The organism is Thiohalomonas denitrificans, assembly GCF_900102855.1.
In the GTDB taxonomy this organism is placed as follows: domain Bacteria; phylum Pseudomonadota; class Gammaproteobacteria; order Thiohalomonadales; family Thiohalomonadaceae; genus Thiohalomonas; species Thiohalomonas denitrificans.
In genome coordinates, this window is the sequence record NZ_FMWD01000008.1 from 21,304 (window position 1) to 36,857 (window position 15,554).

At 62.4% G+C, this 15,554-nt stretch carries 17 protein-coding genes and 1 pseudogene; 12 read left to right on the forward strand and 6 right to left on the reverse strand.

Features of this window, described 5'->3' with window-relative positions; translation table 11 throughout:
* The first annotated feature begins 49 nt into the window (after nt 1–49).
* The 4 genes and pseudogenes from arfB (at nt 50) to BLP65_RS12755 (ending at nt 2,395) form a co-directional block, all read left to right on the forward strand.
* Entirely contained in the window at nt 50–463 is a 414-nt protein-coding gene (gene arfB, locus BLP65_RS12740; RefSeq protein WP_092997890.1) for an alternative ribosome rescue aminoacyl-tRNA hydrolase ArfB, read from the forward strand.
* A 39-nt stretch (nt 464–502) separates the two neighbouring features.
* Nucleotides 503–1,339, forward strand: a pseudogene (locus BLP65_RS12745) (HAD-IIB family hydrolase); the annotation flags it as partial.
* 153 nt (nt 1,340–1,492) lie between these two features.
* Entirely contained in the window at nt 1,493–1,807 is a 315-nt protein-coding gene (locus BLP65_RS12750; protein WP_092997893.1) for a hypothetical protein, read from the forward strand.
* Nucleotides 1,808–1,975: 168 nt separating this feature from the next.
* Nucleotides 1,976–2,395 carry a hypothetical protein gene (locus BLP65_RS12755; RefSeq protein ID WP_092997896.1) on the forward strand — a complete coding sequence of 140 codons (420 nt, stop codon included), beginning with the start codon at nt 1,976–1,978 and terminating at the stop codon, nt 2,393–2,395.
* An 18-nt stretch (nt 2,396–2,413) separates the two neighbouring features.
* Here the strand turns inward: BLP65_RS12755 and BLP65_RS12760 are convergent, their stop codons facing one another.
* Nucleotides 2,414–3,013 carry a hypothetical protein gene (locus BLP65_RS12760; RefSeq protein WP_092997899.1) on the reverse strand — a complete coding sequence of 200 codons (600 nt, stop codon included), beginning with the start codon at nt 3,011–3,013 and terminating at the stop codon, nt 2,414–2,416.
* 170 nt (nt 3,014–3,183) lie between these two features.
* On the opposite strand from BLP65_RS12760, the gene BLP65_RS12765 reads away from it, so the two are divergent.
* Nucleotides 3,184–3,483: a hypothetical protein gene (locus BLP65_RS12765; protein WP_092997902.1), complete on the forward strand. Its 300-nt coding sequence runs from the start codon at nt 3,184–3,186 to the stop codon at nt 3,481–3,483.
* Between the two features lie 46 nt (nt 3,484–3,529).
* On the opposite strand, the gene BLP65_RS12770 is transcribed toward BLP65_RS12765, so the two are convergent.
* Nucleotides 3,530–4,417 carry an ATP adenylyltransferase family protein gene (locus BLP65_RS12770; RefSeq protein WP_175452567.1) on the reverse strand — a complete coding sequence of 296 codons (888 nt, stop codon included), beginning with the start codon at nt 4,415–4,417 and terminating at the stop codon, nt 3,530–3,532.
* 87 nt (nt 4,418–4,504) lie between these two features.
* Between BLP65_RS12770 and BLP65_RS12775 the strand changes: the two genes are divergently transcribed.
* Nucleotides 4,505–6,802: a tRNA(Met) cytidine acetyltransferase TmcA gene (locus BLP65_RS12775; protein WP_245688327.1), complete on the forward strand. Its 2,298-nt coding sequence runs from the start codon at nt 4,505–4,507 to the stop codon at nt 6,800–6,802.
* Nucleotides 6,803–6,976: 174 nt separating this feature from the next.
* Here the strand turns inward: BLP65_RS12775 and BLP65_RS12780 are convergent, their stop codons facing one another.
* Complete coding sequence (locus BLP65_RS12780; RefSeq protein ID WP_092997908.1) at nt 6,977–8,692, reverse strand: B12-binding domain-containing radical SAM protein; 1,716 nt, start codon at nt 8,690–8,692, stop codon at nt 6,977–6,979.
* A 193-nt stretch (nt 8,693–8,885) separates the two neighbouring features.
* Between BLP65_RS12780 and BLP65_RS12785 the strand changes: the two genes are divergently transcribed.
* From BLP65_RS12785 to cspE, 3 genes are all read left to right on the forward strand, one after another.
* A complete protein-coding gene (locus BLP65_RS12785) occupies nt 8,886–9,173 on the forward strand; it encodes a DUF4156 domain-containing protein (RefSeq protein ID WP_245688333.1) in 288 nt (95 codons plus the stop codon).
* A 45-nt stretch (nt 9,174–9,218) separates the two neighbouring features.
* A complete protein-coding gene (locus BLP65_RS12790) occupies nt 9,219–9,605 on the forward strand; it encodes a DUF3775 domain-containing protein (protein WP_092997914.1) in 387 nt (128 codons plus the stop codon).
* 403 nt (nt 9,606–10,008) lie between these two features.
* On the forward strand, nt 10,009–10,212 hold the full coding sequence (gene cspE / locus BLP65_RS12795) for a transcription antiterminator/RNA stability regulator CspE (protein WP_092997917.1): 204 nt from the start codon (nt 10,009–10,011) through the stop codon (nt 10,210–10,212).
* A 69-nt stretch (nt 10,213–10,281) separates the two neighbouring features.
* On the opposite strand, the gene BLP65_RS12800 is transcribed toward cspE, so the two are convergent.
* A complete protein-coding gene (locus BLP65_RS12800; protein WP_092997920.1) occupies nt 10,282–10,566 on the reverse strand; it encodes a hypothetical protein in 285 nt (94 codons plus the stop codon).
* Between the two features lie 307 nt (nt 10,567–10,873).
* On the opposite strand from BLP65_RS12800, the gene BLP65_RS12805 reads away from it, so the two are divergent.
* Both BLP65_RS12805 and BLP65_RS12810 read left to right on the forward strand, forming a co-directional pair.
* Complete coding sequence (locus BLP65_RS12805; protein ID WP_092997923.1) at nt 10,874–11,191, forward strand: DUF2288 domain-containing protein; 318 nt, start codon at nt 10,874–10,876, stop codon at nt 11,189–11,191.
* Between the two features lie 94 nt (nt 11,192–11,285).
* Nucleotides 11,286–12,638, forward strand: a complete 1,353-nt coding sequence (locus BLP65_RS12810) for a deoxyguanosinetriphosphate triphosphohydrolase (protein ID WP_092997926.1) — start codon at nt 11,286–11,288, stop codon at nt 12,636–12,638.
* Between the two features lie 83 nt (nt 12,639–12,721).
* Here BLP65_RS12810 and BLP65_RS12815 read toward each other — a convergent pair whose 3' ends face one another.
* Nucleotides 12,722–13,201: an FKBP-type peptidyl-prolyl cis-trans isomerase gene (locus BLP65_RS12815; protein WP_092997929.1), complete on the reverse strand. Its 480-nt coding sequence runs from the start codon at nt 13,199–13,201 to the stop codon at nt 12,722–12,724.
* A gap of 572 nt (nt 13,202–13,773) precedes the next feature.
* Between BLP65_RS12815 and BLP65_RS12820 the strand changes: the two genes are divergently transcribed.
* Complete coding sequence (locus tag BLP65_RS12820) at nt 13,774–14,751, forward strand: Clp1/GlmU family protein (RefSeq protein WP_175452569.1); 978 nt, start codon at nt 13,774–13,776, stop codon at nt 14,749–14,751.
* A gap of 30 nt (nt 14,752–14,781) precedes the next feature.
* On the opposite strand, the gene xth is transcribed toward BLP65_RS12820, so the two are convergent.
* Nucleotides 14,782–15,552 carry an exodeoxyribonuclease III gene (xth, locus tag BLP65_RS12825; protein WP_092997935.1) on the reverse strand — a complete coding sequence of 257 codons (771 nt, stop codon included), beginning with the start codon at nt 15,550–15,552 and terminating at the stop codon, nt 14,782–14,784.
* Between the last annotated feature and the right edge of the window lie 2 nt (nt 15,553–15,554).

Here is a 15,554-nt window from a genome sequence, read left to right on the forward strand (position 1 = left end):
TATGGCGGGTCAAAGCCGATGCTAAATTGTTCCAATTACCAGGATTCCAATGCTGCAGATATCCCGACAGATCGCCATTCCCGACGCCGAGATTGAGCTGAGCGCAATCCGCTCGCAGGGTGCGGGTGGGCAGAACGTCAACAAGGTATCCTCGGCCGTGCATCTGCGCTTCGATGTCCGGCTCTCCTCATTGCCGGAGGCCTGCAAGGAGCGATTGCTGGCACTGTCCGACCAGCGGATTACCCGGGACGGCATCATTGTCATCAAATCCCAGGAGCACCGCAGTCAGGACAAGAATCGCGAGGCGGCCCTGGAACGGTTGCGGATGCTGATCCAGAGCGCGGTAGCCACCCGGAAAAAGCGGCGGCCCACCAAACCGACCAAAGGCTCGCAGAGGCGGAGAATTGAAAGCAAGAAGAAGCACGGTCGCAACAAGGATCTGCGCAAGAATCCTCGCCTTTGATTGATTCTTACCAATTTTCTGCCATATACCCAATTACCTATGACCACCGCCATTCTTCTGTGCAGTGATCTGGATCGGACTCTTCTTCCCAACGGTGTCGCGCCGGAGTCGGCAGAGGCGCGGCCGCGGTTGAGGAGGCTGGCCGCCCGGCCAGAGCTGACGCTGGCCTACGTCAGCGGCCGTCACCATTCGCTGTTGCGACAGGCGATCGCCGATTACGTCATCCCCCCTCCCGATTTCGCCATCGGCGATGTCGGCACGACCCTGTACGAGATCCATGGTGACGAATGGCGGCCCTGGCGGGAATGGGCGGAGCACATCGCTCCGGACTGGGCCGGTGCCGGCCACGACGACCTGGCAGCCCTGTTTGCCGATCTTGATCTCCTGCGTCTGCAGGAGCCGGAAAAACAGAACACTTTCAAGCTCAGTTACTACACCCCATCCGGACTGGCACATGATGAGCTTCTGGCGGAAATGCAAAGTCGCCTGGCGGCAAAGGATGTGCGCGCCAGCCTGGTCTGGAGTGTCGACGAGGCGGCCGACGTCGGCCTGCTTGATGTCTTGCCGGCTTCCGCCACCAAACTGCACGCGGTGGAGTTTCTGATGGCCCGTCGCGGCTTCGACCCGACCCGAACCGTTTTTGCCGGTGATAGCGGCAACGATCTGCCGGTGGTCACCAGCGGCCGGCTACAGTCCGTTCTGGTTCGCAATGCCCACCCGGAAGTGGTGAGCGAGGCGAGTCGGGCCCTGCGAGCGCAGGGGCTCCAGGAGCGGCTCTACGTCGCCCGTGGCGGCTTCCATCAGATGAACGGCAACTACAGTGCGGGAGTACTGGAGGGAGTGGCGCACTTTCTGCCCGAAACCGAAGCCTGGATGTAGCCCTCGACTGTACCGGGTGTGGAGGTCTGGACTGGCTCGGCAGGGGTGCACGGATTCCCCTGAAGGTGCTAGTGTTCCCGGATTCCTCCCTTATGGGCCACTCGGGAATGGGCTTGCAGCCGGTTCCGGATACAGGAGATCTGCGGCCAGATGAACCGCTGTCACGTTGAAAAAAGGGTCTGGCACGACCCGGAAAAGCTTACCGACTACACCTGTCTTTACTACCAGCTCGAAGTGACCGAGGCGCCGGAACTCGGTGAGGAACTGATAGAGCGCCGCTGGTACTCGGGCCCCCTTACGTTCGTTGTCTGGAACCCCGAAGATGAGTCGTTCAAGTGCCGGGTGGATGACGAAACCCCCTGTACCGACGCCACCTACGACTATTCCCCCGAGTTTCTGGTTGAGAATGCGCTTCAGCAGGGCTGGCGCATCTGCGAACGCTCCGAGGTGGAGGTCGTTCACTAGAACAGGGTGCATCGTGACATTCTGACGCTTCAACGCAATTCGGGCAGGCTGGAATTGATGTTGATCATTGTCGGCAGGACGGGGTGAGAGCAGCCTTGGCGGTAGTACACCAGAACGCCGATCGGCGAGGGCCGATCAGCAAACCACATCAGCCAGCGGAGAGAGTGGATGGAGTTCATCGCCAGGGCGTCGACGCTCATGCGGGATGCCGATCTGCAACGCTACGTGTGCATCAACAACCTGCCGGACTGGTGCGCATCGATCGACAAGGTCATTGCGAGCCAGGGAGAAAAGGGGGAAATCTACAGCCTCTGGGGACAGTTCCGCATCCATCGTGAAATGATTCGCGACGGTGTGCGTTTCACGTTGCCTACCTGCCCCAATGCCTTGCAGTGGACCGTTACCGCCGGACCCAGCGGCAGCAAGGAGGTGGTGATTCACTGCACCATCAACCGTGAAGAACACGACCCCGATTTCATCGAGTCCATCGAACACTTCGTGGCCGACTGGAAGGCGGGGATCGAGGCGGGCAAGGGGCGTCCCCGTGCCGGCCAGACGCCGGGAAACTGTGAGCCCTGGTACGGGTAAGCCCGGGCAGGGGCCGCTCTACCCGGACTTTGCCAGCCAGAGCAGGGCGGGCTCGTCGTTCTTGCCCAGCTTTTCCTGCGGCATGACAACGATGCCACCTCCGGCCCGCCACTGATAGACGCCATCACCATCGGTTCGGGATGACATCATGGGTGCGCCCAGCATACCGTCCAGATGGGCCGTAATGGCGCCATGGTATGCACGCTGGTAGCCGATTTTCATGGCCTGTAGCCTTTCATCGGCGAAAAAGAAGGTTACGTAGCGAGAGGGGATCTTGTTAAAGGCTGCGATATCGGTGGCGCACAGGCGCGAGCCAAATGCGCTCGCCTGATCCTGGCATTGGAACTCCAGATCCGGCCAGACCTGACCCAGCTGGGCCTCGGTGACGGAGGGGTAGAGTTCATCGAAGTTGATACGTACCTCTTCGCGTCCGGTCAGCTTGAGAAGGAGCACGTCTCCAAAGCGCTGGCCCTCGTCGGTGAATACCAGCCAAAAAAACGGGAATAGAAACACCAGTGTCCAAAAGGCGCGTTTTGCGAGTTTCTTCAAGTCCATCAGGATGCCTTCATTGGCGATAATCGGCTGCTGCATGGTAAAACGGCAGACGGTGGTTGTCATGGAAAGCCTGAAATTCCTGTGAATGTGTGATGGATTGCCGGTCCTTTTAACCGGATTACGGCATCGTTCGGACCTGCCGGAGTTTGCGGTTGAAAGGGGGAAGCCTGGAGGAGCAGTGGGCACTGAAAAACCGAAAATGTTTAAATCGCCCCAAACCCGAGAGACGCACTATGGATTCTGAGTCGAACCCGTTGGATGAGGCCGCAAGCCAGGTTGTAGAACTTGGTAACCGGATAGCAAACGCGGACCGGGAGGCCGATTTGTGGGAGATCGCCGACGGCCTGCTGGCTGGCGTCGTCCACTACTGGCTTCACTCGCGTCAGCCGTGCGGTGATCCCCACTGCGAGGACTGCGCCTCTCTCAGTACCGCCGATGACCGCATGAAGGAACTCAAGCGACTGATTGAACGGTATGCGCAGGAGAGCGATTACTACCATTCGCCCCACGATACCAACGTCGGGCGGGCCTGATCAGCGCCCGTGCCGCAGCGCATCCCTGAAGAGCGGATTGGCCGGGCTAACCGGCTGCGGATTTTAGCAGTGTCATCGGTCCCGCCTCCCGGATCTTCTCCAACTCTGCCTGGTTCTGCACGAATAGCGAACCGGCGAATCCCAGCGCATTGATGGAGATGGCGTCCCAGTGTTCACAGCGGCGCGGTACCACCATCAGCCATTCGCGGGTCATTAGCAGGTTGTAGGGCCCGGACTGGAACTCCGTGCCTTCCCGGGTGAGGGGCGGCAAGCCAAGCTGTTCGAGCATTTCCCGATAAAGGCCGTAGGTGACAAGCGCCGCCCGGGAGGGTGACCGGAATTGTTCCGGATCGAGGCGTGCTGCACAGTGACGAAACGGCAGTCCCGACGCTATAGAAGGTTCGGCCGGCGACGATTCCAGCAGCGGGTCGACCGGAAGCGCCGGGGCCCCCTCGAATGCGGAAAGGGGGACGGCCTGCAAGTGCTTGTGGCGCTGGCTGGCACCGGCGATGGTGCCGCCGTTATAGAATCCCAGCGCCGGGTACTCCCGCATCGCCATCCACAATGCCTCGAAGTCCGCCCGGTTCAGCACCTGTTCCTGCTCCTCGAACTCACGGGTGACGATCAGCAGGTGATGTTCGACCACATTGAACTTGTTGAGTACGGCGCGATGGCTCGCAGAGATATCCCCCGCCGTCAATTCCGCTTCGGGCGGCAGGAAGGGGTCGGCGCGTTCGCGGGTTTCCCGGCCGGCCGTCTCCTCGGCCTTGCGCCGGAGGTTCTCGGCAATACGGATACTGAAGCGCATGCCGCCGTCCTCGATGCGAGTGCGCCGTGTCGCTATGGTGTGCAGTTTGCCGGCGGCGATCGCCGCCTCGCTGCGGTCAAGGATGCTCTCCCACAGGGTCCCGGGCTGGATAAGGGTGTCGCTCATGGGCCTTTGCCATTGTGAAGCTTTCTTTATGGTAAAAGTCTTGCCGCTTCCACGCGAACCCCGACTGGAGGACAATCTCGGATACAGGTGACTACCACCACGGATCCCCATTTTTCCGGGCAGGTCCACTCTGTGCTGGTGGTGACAACCATTGACGTCTTGCAGGAAACCATGAAATCACCCGATCCCGGCGCTGTCGCCGCACTGGCCAACCGTCTGCGGGAGGATGCCGAATCTTCCGGCCACCGGCGCGGTCTGGTGCTGGCCGGCGATCCCGACTGGAGCCGCGGCCGGGCGGAAGCCGTCATGGCCGACGATGCCGTGTTGTGGGTGGGCCAGGGGGCCCCGGCCGGTGTCGAAGCCGTGCCGTCGGACCGGGCGGGAAGCGTGCTCGGCCGCGAATTCACCCTGGTGGTGATGGATCTGTTCAGCGGCTTTGACGTGGATGCCCTCGGGGCCGCGTCGGGTACTCTCCGCGGCGGCGGGCTACTGGTGCTGCTGACTCCTCCGCTCGAGAAGTGGCCGCAGTTTCCCGATCCGGAACAGCGCCGCATCACCGTGTATCCTTTGGCGCCGGAAGCGGTGACCGGGCGGTTTGTGTCGCGCTTTGTCAGGATACTGGGAGAGGCGCCCGGGTTTAGCATCGTCGAGCAGGGAAAGCCGCTTCCGTTGCCACCGCCAGGCGAAGTGAGTGCTCCCACCGAAATGGCACCGGATGCCGTCTGCCGAACCGCCGATCAGGCCCGGGCGGTCGAAGCGGTGATTCGGGTAGTGACCGGGCATCGCCGGCGACCGGCAGTGCTGACCTCGGATCGGGGCCGGGGTAAATCGGCGGCACTGGGCATCGCGGCCGCCCGGCTGCTGGAGAGGGGCGTCGAGCGCATCGTCGTTACCGGTCCGCGGCTGGATTCGGTGGCACCGGTGTTCGAGCACGCCCGCCGGTTGTTGCCCGAAGCGCACTTCTCCCGCAGTCGGGTGGAGTACCAGGGAGCCTGCATCGAATTCGCCCCGCCCGATGAACTGACCCTGGCACCACGCCCTGCCAATCTGCTGCTGGTGGACGAAGCCGCAGCCATTCCGGCGCCGCTTCTCAAGCAGCTGCTCGAGCACTACTCCCGTATCGCCTTTGCCACCACGGTGCATGGTTACGAGGGCACCGGCCGTGGCTTTGCGGTGCGCTTCAATCGCGTGCTCGAACAAAAAACACCCCACTGGAAGGCGCTGCACCTGAGTCAGCCGATTCGTTGGGCCGAGGGCGACCCGATTGAGCGGTTTGTGTTTCGGGCGCTGTTACTGGATGCGGCTGCCGCCCCCGACAGCGTGGCGCGGGAGGCGCAACCGGACAGTTGCACCGTGGAATGGGTCGCGCGGGAGACCCTGCTGAATGACGAGGTGAGCCTGTCGGAGCTGTTCGGGCTGCTGGTCCTTGCTCACTACCGTACCCGCCCCCTCGACCTGCGCCACCTGCTGGACGGCCCCAACCTGACGGTGTGGGTTATGCGCCGGGAGGGGCACGTGGTGGCTACGGCCCTTGTGGCCGAAGAGGGGGGATTCGATGCCGATACAGCCCGGGGCGTCCGGGAGGGGCGCATCCGTCCCCATGGTCATTTGCTGCCGGAGTCGCTGGCCGCGCATCTGGGGCTCGAACAGGCCCCCCGGCTTCGTAGTGCCCGCATTATGCGTATTGCCGTCCATCCTGAGGCCCGGGGCCGTGGACTGGGGACGCGTCTGGTTGAAATCGTTCGAGAACAGGCGCGGGTAGAGTCCTGCGATTTCATCGGTTCAAGCTTCGGCGCCGGCGAGGAGCTGCTGCGGTTTTGGGAGCGGAGCGGTTTCCGGCCGGTACGCATCTCCCTCAAGCGCGGCGCCGCGAGCGGTGAACACTCGGCCCTGGTCCTGCATCCGTTGAGCGCCGAGGGCCAGGCGCTCACGGAGCTCGCCCGGACGCGATTCCAGCGGCAGCTGCCGCACCTGCTCGCCGATCCGGTGCGGGACCTTGAGCCGGAGCTGGCGGCGCAGCTGTTCCGCGCCGGAGAACCGCGCTCACCGGAACTGGACGAGGAAGACTGGCGCGATCTGATTGCGTGCACCTTTGGTCGGGGAGTGTTCGAGGAACGGATTGCCGCGGTCTGGTCGCTGCTGGTCACCGCACTGGCGGATCCTGCAGCTGCCGGACTGATGGGCGACACGGAACGTAACGTCCTTATCGCCAAGATCCTGCAAAAACGTCCCGATGGCGAGCTCGCCCGCCTCGGCAGGCTCACCGGCCGGAGCCAGGTTGTAGAGGTAATGCGAAGGGGCCTGCGTCCGCTGATCCGCTACTACGGCGCCGCCTGGGTGCAGCAGGAGGCCGATGCGCTGGCCGCCGTCTGGGCTAAGCGGTGAGTACGGGTGGCGGGGGCGGCACGGCCTGGCCGTTGAGGTGTCGTTAACCAGCCCGCGGTAACCCCTCCGGCACAGGCCCCGGGAGCTTGTCCGAGAACCATCGTTTTTTGTGGGTCGGGATGAGTTATAGGAACCCAACACTGATTTTGTCGGGCTTCGTTCCTCAGCGCCAACCTACATTTTGGAGCCCTTTGCTACTCTCGGACAGGTATCCTGGATGCGGATTCTGGTCGCCGGTCGTCCCTTGAGGTGTTTGCGGGGCCAGAGGGCATAACGGCCGCTGGCGAGTGGCTCCCGGCGCCGTTTGTTGACCACCTCGCAGGCACGCTCGCCGAGAGTGTAGACCGGCCGGTGTTTGCGGCGGCCGCCGACATCGACGGCGTGCCAGGTGATGGCTTCATGTACCACAGCGGGCGCCTGCCTGCCGGGCAGGGCAAAGTGGCCATAGTCCCAGGCAAAGAGTTGTCTCAGAACGGGGTCCTTGCCGGCGTGCGGTTCGAGGAGGGTGGCGACGGCGTTGAACATCCGGTGGGGCGGCGGACGGTGAGCCAGATCCGGGGCGATCTCCAGCAGGACATCCAATAGCCGGCTGACGCGGTGATGAAAGTGAGTGGGCACCCACCAGGTGAGCGTGTGGCGCAGCAGGCCCGAATTCCATAGCCGTTCAATCAGTTCCGCATAGTGCTTGAAGCGATTCAGCGCATCGGCGCCCAGGCTTCGGTGACTGTGTACCTCGTAGGGCGGATCCGGATCGAAGCGGTAATCGTACTGTGAGGCCTGGTGACGCAGGGCGGTGCCGGGCAGCAGTTTGAGGGTTCCCAGTTGCAGGTGATCAGCTCCCAGATTGAACACCCGGTCCATCGAAGTGCGGCACTGCTCGGCATCCTCATCCGGCAGGCCGACGATCAGGTCCAGGTGTACCGGATGGCGGTTCATGGCTACCAGCTGGCGGATGTTTTCCGTACCTTTGGGCACATCCATGCGCCGCTCGATCCGGTCGAGGACCCCGTCATCCAGCGTCTGCAGCCCGATCTCGAACTGGAATTTCCCCGGCGGGGCCGATTCGAACAGCGCCATGGCTTCGGGTGTAATCCGATCCGGGTTGAGCTCCAGGTGAAAGCGTAGCGAGTCGGGTGTGTCGAGAAACCGTTTCAGTAGCCGGAGCGTTCGCTTGGCCCCCAGATGAAAGCTGCGGTCCAGCAGCTTGACCGTCTTGTGCTCGAGACGGCCGAGCACCTCCAGTTCGGCCTCGATGCGGCTGTCGGGCAGGGTGCGAAGCTGATCGCCGGCACTGGTGCAGAAGCTGCAACGGAACGGGCAGCCCCTCGAGGTCTCCCAGTAAATGAGCGGCTTGTCGGCATCCAGCAGCCCTTCGGTATAGGGCGAGATCAGCTCTTCCGGGGGAACCGGGCGGATGGGGTTGCGCCGCATCCGGTTTTCTTCGCGCCATAGGAGCCCGGAGACGGCGTCGAGTCGCCCTTCGTTTCGTAGCAGGACCCGTGCGAGGTCCCGAAAGGCGAATTCCCCCTCCCCCTCAATGATAAAGTCCACCGCCGGCCGTGTTGCCAGCAGTTCCTCTCCGCGAGGACCCGCTTCGGGTCCTCCGAAGACGATGCTGGTATTCGGAGAACGGGCCTTGAGTGCTTCGGCCAGGGCGAGGCAGAGATCGATGTTCCACAGGTACGTGGAAAAGCCCGCCAGTCGGGGCGCCGATGCCGCAATCTCGTCGATGACCTGGTTCGGGTCGGCCTTGACAGTGGACTCGAACAGCCGAATATCCGTATAGAAGGGTTCATCCCGACAGCAGGCGGCGATGGAGCGCAGGGCAAGGGATGAGTGGTGAAACCCGGCGTGAAGGGTGATCAAGGCAATTGGCGGATTGGCGCTCATTTGCCGATCTTACTTTACTTTCTGTGGGCTTTAATCTCTGTGGCTTTAATTTACGGTGGTTGGACCTCTGCCGGTTTCGCCGGACGCTGAAAGCGGTTTCTTTGCGTCCTTTCGGTTTTGCGGTTAATAATCCGGGTTCATGCTTATGCACGGTGAGTTTCATGCTAGAGGTATCTCGATAGCCTTGGCCGTTGTGCTTCTGTCAGGGTGCAGTTGGGTATCCCTGACTCCCGAAGCGGAAGAGGTGCGGCTGCTTACTTCTGAAGCGGAAGCCCGGGATTGCGAAGCGGTGGGAAAAACCACCGTCTCCCTCATGGATCGGGTAGCGGGCATCAAGCGCAGTGCCGAAAAGGTCCGGAAAGAGTTAATCACCCTGGCCCGCAACAGCGCGGCACAGGATCTGGAGGCCAATGCCGTCATGCCGATCAGCGAGATTGAATCGGGCCGCCAGACGTTTGCGGTCTACCGCTGTCCCCGCTGATGGATCTGCAGTAGTCTGAACGCGTGCCCTTCGGAGGATGATGCCATGATCGAACTCAACCCCGATATCGTACGCGCGGTTATTGAGCGCGCACGGGAATTCCAGGCGCAGGACAGCGTCGTGTTCCCCGATGAACAGACGATCCCCTCGGATGACGCGGAATGGGCGATGCAGGTAGTCGCCGGCCACGACGAGGACACGGTGCTCGAAGAGGGGCGCACGCTAATCGACGATCTGGAGCCCGACCAGCAGGTTACGCTGATGGCACTCATGTGGGTCGGCCGGGGCGACTTCGCTCCGGAAGAGTGGGAAGAGGCCCTTGAGCAGGGCCGCGACCTCTACGCCGACAACACCGCGGATATCCTCTTTTCCACCCCCATGGTCTCCGACTACCTGGAAGAGGGGCTGGCTGCGCTCGGTTACCAGGAGTGACCCCGACTCCGGCACTCTGTCGGGTTCCGGGTCGGGTACCGGCGCCATCGACGCGGCAGCACGAAAGTGACCCGGGAACCTTCACCGGACTAACGGGTCTTTATACGTACCCGGCCGATTATGGTCGGAGATGAAGTTAGCATGCAGTAGCAGAGTCTGTTTTGGTGGCTGTCGAGGGTTGATTTGATGTCGTTTGAATCCGCCATGGCGGGGTGACAAAAAAATTGAGCCGACGACTGGCGAACCAAACAAACTGGGCGTATGCTTAGTTGTGTGTGTAGTCTCCTTCCTGTAGTCGTATTCGGTAGTCACTCCTGAACATTCAGTTGAAACTCCCGCATCGTTCTTCCAGGGGTGGCCGCACGCAGTAAAAAGTATTGTCAGTTTTAAGAGGTGGATTACCGTGATTACAGGAACGGTCAAGTGGTTCAATGAAAGTAAGGGCTTCGGTTTCATTACTCCGGAGGACGGCGGTAAAGACGTGTTTGTACACTTCTCCGCTATCCAGGGGGCGGGTTTCCGAACCCTGAACGAAGGCCAGAGGGTCACCTTCGAGGTGCAGGACACCCCGAAAGGTCCGGCCGCGGCCAACGTGAACGCGGCCTGAGCCACGACACGGACCCGAAAAAGGCCCCGCTTGCGGGGCCTTTTTCTTTGGGTAACCGATCGGTGGGCCTCAGGCCTGCATTTGCCGTGAAGTCCAACCTCCCGGTGCCGAGCCGTTGCGGGTATTGAGTTCCTCAGCGACTTGACGGGCGTGGGCCTGCACCTCTTCGCTGTTACCGGTACAGAAACCGGTGATCTCCGTGCATTCACTCACTAGTACGTAGCGGTGCCAGGGTCGGTTATTGTCGCCGTCCGGTGCATCCGCTTTCTCTACCCGATCCACGCTAAATCGATAACGTTTCGGCATCAATTGCCGGGGTTTCTCGTCGGGACCCGCCTTTCCACTCATGATCATAATCCCTCCTTGACGTCCGAAAGCGGGCGTCCATTTTCGTTACCAGACGACATCCACTGGATGTGGCACATTCGGCTGATGGTTACGTGCGTTTCCGAGATTCCAACAACGGTGGGTTCGGGCCATTTGTTCCGGCCCTCCCGGCGATCGTCTCGTGTTGGCCGACCGCTACTGCCACCAGCTGGTGCGCTTTGATAGTCCAATAAAGCTAGCATCGATCCCGGCTTTCTGCTGAAACCGATGCAGCCATCGCTTGGCCGGTGTGCGAAAATGGTGCTCGAACTCAACCTCCGAGTACGCATCCGATATGGAATCAGCCGAATCCCTCGATGAAACCCGTGCCAGGCTCAATGCCGAGACCGCCAGGATCGGATGGGCCGAGCTGGAGCGCCATTTTGCCCGTGGCGTGATGATCCGGGTCGATGCGGATCTCGACCTGGTGGAGGTCGCCGCTCGCATGGTCAGGGACGACAAGGTGGTCCTGGAAGAGTGGCTCGCCAGCGGTCGGGTGGCCCACCCATCGGGGGCGGAGGCCGCGGGCTGGTACGAACGCAGCGCCGAGTTTTGGGCGGTGGTCACCGCCCCCTGGGTGCTCGTCCAGGAGATCCCGCCTTCAGAAGATTGACCGTTGAGTGCACGGAGGAGGCGAGAGCCCTCTGTTCTCCGTGGCGATCATCGCAAGCCGATTACCCCCTCTGAAGCGATATGGATACTGCGCTATGAACAACTGCGAACAGTGGCTCCGCCTTCTCTCCAACCGGCGTCTGGGGGATGCCCGCACCGCCGAACCCGGGCGGATCCGTACCGATTTTCAGGTCGACCACGATCGCATTGTCTTCTCGTCGGCCTTTCGGCGTCTGCAGGACAAGACGCAAGTGTTTCCGCTGGCGGACAGCGATTATGTCCGCACCCGCTTGACGCACTCCATCGAGGTCTCCTGTATCGGCCGCAGCCTCGGTACGCAGGTGGGCGAAGTGATTACTGCCAAATACGGGATCGACACGGTTCAACCGGCTGACTTCGGCGCCATCGTGGCCGCCGCCTGTCTGGCCCACGACATCGGCAACCCACCTTTCGGTCACTCCGGCGAAGATGCTATCCGTCACTGGTTCGAGCAGGAGCCGCCGGGGCAGAGGCTGCTGGAGCCGTTGGGCGAACAGCAGCGTGCGGATCTGTTGCGATTCGAGGGCAATGCCCAGGGTTTCCGGATTCTCACCCGCCTGCAGAGTCCCGACAATCCGGGCCTGCGGCTTACCCATGCGGTACTGGCGGCGTTTACCAAATACCCGTGCCGCTCCGGGCTTGAGTCTCGTCAGGATGGAATTAGCGGCAAAAAGCACGGCTTCTTCCATGCCGAGGAGCCGTTCTTCGTCGAAGTTGCCGAAGCCACCGGTTTGCGGGAGCGGGTCCCGGGCGCCGCCTGGGATCGGCATCCGCTCGCCTTCCTCGTGGAGGCTGCCGATGACATCAGCTACCACATCATCGATTTCGAGGATGGTTTCCGGCAGGGCTGTATCGATTACAGCACCGCCATCGATCATCTCTCGGCCCTTGTCGATCGGGATCTGAGTGAACGCCTGAGCGGTATCGCGGAGCCGAAGCGGAGGGTCGAATACCTGCGTGCCGCCGGTATCGGTAGCCTGGTCAACGCGACCGCCCGGGCCTTCTTGGACCAGGAGGAGGCTATTCTCCGCGGCGAATTCGATCGGGAGCTGGTTGGTGAGATCCCCCAGGCCGATGCGCTGGAGTCGATCAAGCGTTTCGCCATCAGCCATATCTACACCGCGCGACCGGTGGTAGAGATCGAGGCTGCGGGGTTTGAGGTGCTGGGCGGGCTGCTCGATGTTTTCGCCGGTGCCGCCCACGAGGTGGCGACTCGCCCGAAGCCGTCGCGCCGGGCCCGGAAACTGCTGGAGCTGGTGCCGGCCCAGTTCCTGGGTGAAGGGGGTGAGCCGGCTGCCGATCCGTATCAGCGTCTGCTCGGAATCACGGATTTTATCGCCGGCATGACCGACACCTATGCCGTGGCGACCTTCAAGAAAGTGCGGGGCATTTCACTGCCGCACGCCTGACATGAAAAAGCCGCAGTCGCAGGATGAGCGTGGATCCTGCGAGCTGCGGCTGTATCCCGTCGGATTACGGGATCTGGGCGGGATCAGTGATCGTGACCGCCGGCTCCGTGCACGTGGCCGTGGGCCTGCTCTTCTTCAGTGGCGTCGCGAACCTCCACGACCTGCACGTCGAAGTTGAGGTTGACGCCGGCCAGCGGATGGTTGGCATCGATGGTGACCTGGTCACCTTCGGCCTTGACCACAGTGACAGTGATCGTCTGGCCGTCCGGAGTCTGCGCATTGAACTGCATGCCCGGCTGCGGCTCGTGCTCACCGAACATGTCGCGCGGCACCTGCTGCTGCAGGTTGTCGTCGCGGGGACCGTAACCCTGTTCCGGACTGACTTCGACCTTGACCGCATCACCGGCGCCCTTTCCTTCCAGGGCCTTTTCCAGACCCGGGATGATGTTGCGGGCACCATGAAGGTAGGCGAACTTGCCGCCTTCGGATTGGTCGATGACGGTGCCCTGATCGTCCGTCAGCGTGTAATCGATAGTGACGACCTTTTGCTCTGCAATCTGCATTAAACTTACCTTTGGGTCGGTGAATTGAGGCCAAACCCGGCCAATCTCGTGTGATCGTAACATAAGGGACCCTCACGGGCCTTGAGGGTTCCTCCCGAAAAGTCCGGTTTGATGCTTGACTTGTAAGGTCGGTCTTATACCTTGGGGATAAGGGCAGCGTCGGCGGGTCGAATCCGCGGCAGCGGCGACAGGGAAGTCGCCGAGTACCGGAAGGTAAGAGGATGAGGCCTTGCCGGGAAACGCAGGGAAGCTCGTGGAGCGAGGCCGGAAGTACCGCATCGCCACTGTGCAGCACGGCACTCACAAGTTACTGGAATGGCCGTGCTGTTCACCGCCCGCTGGCAGGGTGTATTGGCTGGGCGTCATCCGACATGGCGAACAGCAGGCGCCTCGCCTCGGAGGTGACTATGGGTGCGGTACCGTTGGTTTCCATGACCGGCCTTGCCATGCACCGGTCCGGGCCTTTACAGGCCCGGCCGGTGTACCAAAATGGCCGTGGGGCTCGTTTCCGTCGGCGCTGACCCGCGCCGGTGTCCACCACAGGGGCACCGGCGCACTAATACCCGTTCATCGTGCCGCTATCTCCTGACATCGATATCCCTGACGGCTGGTGCCAATCGGCGCGGCGGATTGCGCGCGCGGGATTCCGTCGCGTGCTGGTGCTGGGGGCGTCGGGTCGGGGAAAGAGCACCTATTGCAGCTGGTTGTGCCGGACGCTGGAGGGGCGGAGGGTGGCTTTCGTCGATGCCGATATCGGTCAGAAAGATGTCGGGCCGTCCGCCAGCGTGACGTTGGCCTATCCCCAACCGGGACAGGCTCTGGCGGACGCCACGCTCGCGGCCCTGCACTTCGTCGGTGCGGTGAACCCGATGGGCCACTTTCTCTCCCTGGTCACCGCGACTCGCGATTTGGCGGACCGTGCCGAGGCGGATGTGGTGGTCGTCGATACCACCGGCCTGGTGCAGGGCCCGGGACGCGCCCTCAAGGATCAGCTTATCCATGCGGTACGCCCTGATCTGCTAATCGCCCTGCAGCGGGAGGATGAACTGGAGCCTCTGCTACAGGGTAATCGCCACTTGCCGGTACTTCGACTTGCGGTCTCGCCGAAGGCGCGGTCGAGGTCCGATCGTGCCCGCCGGTGGGCGCGGGAGGAACGCTTTCGGGCGTATTTCAGGGGTGCGAAAAGTATCACTCTGGATCTCGAAAGGACGGTCCTGAGGGAAATGCCGCTGTTCGCCGGTCGGCAGGAGTGGTTTCCCGGCGCTGTCTGGGCGGAGCGGACAGCGGAAGGGCTGGTGGTGGTGGCACCTCCGGGGGTGGTGTTGCCCCGCAAGTCCCGGCGCCTGAATCCCGGCTTCGAGGTTGAGCGCCTGTGCGGGCTGGGCGATCAACGGGATGATACCCTCGGACTGGGGATTGTCGATGCCATCGATTTCGCGAGGCGCTCAGTTCGTGTCCGGACCCCGGTGTCTGCGGCCGATATCTGCACCCTGCGGTTCGGGGAGTTGCTGGTTCATAGGGATGCTCGGCACCAGCGCGTGCCCCTGTGAAACGGCTGCTGCATCCACCGCTCTGCCTTTTCAGACCCGGAATTCGGCAACCACCGGGGCATGGTCGGAGGGGCGTTCGAGACGCCGCGGCCCGGCGTCGATGCCGCTGGCGATGCAGCGTTCGCAGAGGGCGGGACTGGCCAGGATGTGGTCGATACGCAGCCCGCGGTTGCGGCGGAAGGCACCCATACGGTAGTCCCACCAGCTGAAGCTGCCCTCCTCCTGCTGAAACAGCCGGAAGGTATCGGCAAGGCCCAGTTGCAAAAGTCCCCGGAAGGCGGCCCGTTCGGGCTCCGAGAACAGCACGCGGCCCTCCCACAACTCGGGGTCGTACACGTCCCGCGGCTCCGGCGCGATGTTGAAATCGCCCACCACCACGACGTTTTCCCGGCGCCTCAACTCCTCCTTCAGCCAGGCCGTGAGGTGTTCCAGCCACTCGAGCTTGTAGCGGTATTTGTCGGAATTGACCTGCTGGCCGTTCGGCACGTAGAGATTGATGAGCCGCAGGGTGCTGTAGTCGGCGGCGAGCACCCGCCGGGCGGGGTCGTCAAAGCCCGGCAGGTCGCGGATGACCTCTCCCTCGGCGGCCTCACGGCTGAGAATGGCGACACCGTTGTAGCTCTTCTGGCCGGAGACGAGAGTGTGGTATCCCGCCGCACGCAGCGCGTCGATGGGGCATTCGTCGTCCATTGCCTTGATCTCCTGGAGGGCCAGGAAATCGGGCTGGTGCCGTTCCAGCCAGTCGAGCACATGCGGCAGCCGCACGCGCAGCGAATTGACATTCCAGCTGGCGATTTTCATCG

What these genes read in the sequence shown, in the direction of transcription:
- BLP65_RS12750 (WP_092997893.1), top strand. Translation starts at nt 1,493, where the DNA reads ATGAACCGCTGTCACGTTGAAAAAAGGGTCTGGCACGACCCGGAAAAG.
- BLP65_RS12770 (WP_175452567.1), bottom strand. Translation starts at nt 4,417, where the DNA reads ATGAGCGACACCCTTATCCAGCCCGGGACCCTGTGGGAGAGCATCCTT.
- BLP65_RS12805 (WP_092997923.1), top strand. Translation starts at nt 10,874, where the DNA reads ATGGAATCAGCCGAATCCCTCGATGAAACCCGTGCCAGGCTCAATGCC.
- BLP65_RS12790 (WP_092997914.1), top strand. Translation starts at nt 9,219, where the DNA reads ATGATCGAACTCAACCCCGATATCGTACGCGCGGTTATTGAGCGCGCA.
- BLP65_RS12815 (WP_092997929.1), bottom strand. Translation starts at nt 13,201, where the DNA reads ATGCAGATTGCAGAGCAAAAGGTCGTCACTATCGATTACACGCTGACG.
- BLP65_RS12810 (WP_092997926.1), top strand. Translation starts at nt 11,286, where the DNA reads ATGAACAACTGCGAACAGTGGCTCCGCCTTCTCTCCAACCGGCGTCTG.
- BLP65_RS12780 (WP_092997908.1), bottom strand. Translation starts at nt 8,692, where the DNA reads ATGAGCGCCAATCCGCCAATTGCCTTGATCACCCTTCACGCCGGGTTT.
- BLP65_RS12800 (WP_092997920.1), bottom strand. Translation starts at nt 10,566, where the DNA reads ATGATCATGAGTGGAAAGGCGGGTCCCGACGAGAAACCCCGGCAATTG.
- BLP65_RS12755 (WP_092997896.1), top strand. Translation starts at nt 1,976, where the DNA reads ATGGAGTTCATCGCCAGGGCGTCGACGCTCATGCGGGATGCCGATCTG.
- BLP65_RS12760 (WP_092997899.1), bottom strand. Translation starts at nt 3,013, where the DNA reads ATGACAACCACCGTCTGCCGTTTTACCATGCAGCAGCCGATTATCGCC.
- BLP65_RS12765 (WP_092997902.1), top strand. Translation starts at nt 3,184, where the DNA reads ATGGATTCTGAGTCGAACCCGTTGGATGAGGCCGCAAGCCAGGTTGTA.
- xth (WP_092997935.1), bottom strand. Translation starts at nt 15,552, where the DNA reads ATGAAAATCGCCAGCTGGAATGTCAATTCGCTGCGCGTGCGGCTGCCG.
- arfB (WP_092997890.1), top strand. Translation starts at nt 50, where the DNA reads ATGCTGCAGATATCCCGACAGATCGCCATTCCCGACGCCGAGATTGAG.